This window comes from Bacteroides fragilis, assembly GCF_019583405.1.
Taxonomy (GTDB): domain Bacteria; phylum Bacteroidota; class Bacteroidia; order Bacteroidales; family Bacteroidaceae; genus Bacteroides; species Bacteroides fragilis_B.
This window is the reverse complement of sequence record NZ_SZUU01000026.1, coordinates 1-1,945: the sequence shown is the minus strand read 5'-3', so window position 1 is coordinate 1,945 and position 1,945 is coordinate 1. Positions and strand designations below refer to the sequence as shown.

Annotated in this window: 2 protein-coding genes; both read left to right on the top strand. The window is 45.5% G+C overall.

Annotated features, from left to right (window positions below; all coding sequences use genetic code 11):
* The first annotated feature begins 16 nt into the window (after positions 1 to 16).
* Positions 17 to 1,591 (top strand): Lcl domain-containing protein, encoded by a 1,575-nt coding sequence (locus FDF36_RS20915; RefSeq protein WP_220392682.1) that lies wholly within the window; start codon positions 17 to 19, stop codon positions 1,589 to 1,591.
* Between the two features lie 32 nt (positions 1,592 to 1,623).
* A partial coding sequence (locus tag FDF36_RS20910) for a DNA-binding domain-containing protein (protein ID WP_310503406.1) occupies positions 1,624 to 1,945 on the top strand: 322 nt, incomplete at its 3' end.

Genomic DNA, 1,945 nt, shown 5'->3' with positions numbered 1-1,945 from the left:
TTTAAACATTTGAGTTATGAATACGAAGAAAAAACTTCTGTATGTAGGCTTTCGTGCGTTAAGCACATGCTGTGTGTGCGCAGCTTTTTTAATGATAACATCGTGTGGCGACAATGTTGTGAACCCCGACAGCCCGGAACCGGACGGAGAGGATATGATCCCTGTTACGGTCAGCCGGGTTGAGGATGGCAGCTATATGGAAAGCCATGTTGATACTCCCGACACAACCGGAGGAAGAACGCTTGTGGACGAATGGGTGCCGGTGAAAGAGCCACCCACCAGCAGGGCCATACCGGCTGCCGTGCCTTACGAGGGGCCTCCAGCGGTACGGATGACGCTCTGCGAAGAGCCACAAGCCACTACCCGTGCCTCTACATTGGGCAACGACATTTATTTCCGGTTGATCGCTTTCCGTAATGAGGGTGGCAATTATGTGTTCCAGTCAGCAGCGGATTTTACGACGAACGGGGCTTCCGCTCCCACACTCAGGCAAGGAAAGTTACTCACCAGAGCGGGAACCGTCCGTGTGATCGGATACTCGTTCAATAGTACGACAGCGATGGGAGCGATCCCTTCATCCTATGCTTATAACAGTACTTCCGTCCCTATCCCGAATATGGGTAATGACTTTATGGTGTATGACTCGGGAGACATAACGAATGTGAGCACAATCAGCCGCAATCTGTCAGTTAGTTTCACGCAAAAACTCTGCAAACTGACGGTTAAGCTCTCCTTGTCTCAGTTTGGGAGCAACACGTTTACCAACTGTACGGGCGTATATGTTTCTCAGGGCGGCAATGCGTCCGCCTGGACGATAGGTCCCTCTACAAATAATGTAAGTGCCAATACCGGAGATACGCCTACATTCAGTATAGCCAATAGTTCGACTGCTACTGTACGGTTAGTACCCTTTTCGGGTGCCCGGGCGATCACGGTACATATCGGTACGTTGAAACTTTGCAATTACTTCAATGTGAATAATCGGAATATGACCTCCAGCCAGAATGTCCAGTTACAAGCGGGACGAAGTTATACCATTACACTGAAGTTTGAATTGGGGATACAACTGGCAGCAAGCGACATTACCCTGACACAAAACGGATGTACAACGAATGATAAAAATAATTTGGCGAAGTTGAGATGGGCCACAGGAAATTTGAAGAGTACCGGAAGTACGAATTACGTATGGACTTCTTCAACTGACAATGGATATTATTACCCTTGGAATAAAGATTATAATTCAAACAATATAGATCCATGTTCAAGATTAAATACTGCATACTATGGTTCGGGGTGGCGACTGCCAACAAAAAGTGAAGGTCAGTCACTAGCAAGATGTACTGATAAGAAAAAAGTCAGCAATGGCATGTGGTTTATGAATAACTCTAAAGGTTTATTTTTACCTATCGCAGGTGCGAATTGGGGTCCAGGAAGCGGTGTTACTAATCCTTCAGAAACTGGGATCGGACGTTATTGGACCTCTACCCCCCAAAATACTCAGCTTGCACATTCACTTAACTTTGAAAATAATAAAGCAGAAGTTAATTTGAGCACTAAAACAGATAGATTTACTGTCCGTTGTGTAAAATAATAGATTTATAAATTATTAAAATCGTAATGATCATGAAAACCGAACTCAAAGGCTGGCTTGCGGACAATACCGTGACCACCGACAACAAAGAAGACAAAATCCTGGTATTGGAAAGCGCCGGAAACCTGACACTATCCGATGTACTGGATGAAATGAAAAAAGAAGATACCGGCTTGCGGGCAGAGACTTTAAAGCATGCCGTTGATCTCTTTCAGCGTACAGTATCAGAATTGGTACTGAACGGATACTCTGTCAATACGGGGCTTTTTCGTGCTGTCCCACAGTTTCGCGGGGTAATAGACGGCGGGATATGGAATCCCGAGAGAAATTCTATCTATGTTTCCTTCAATCAGG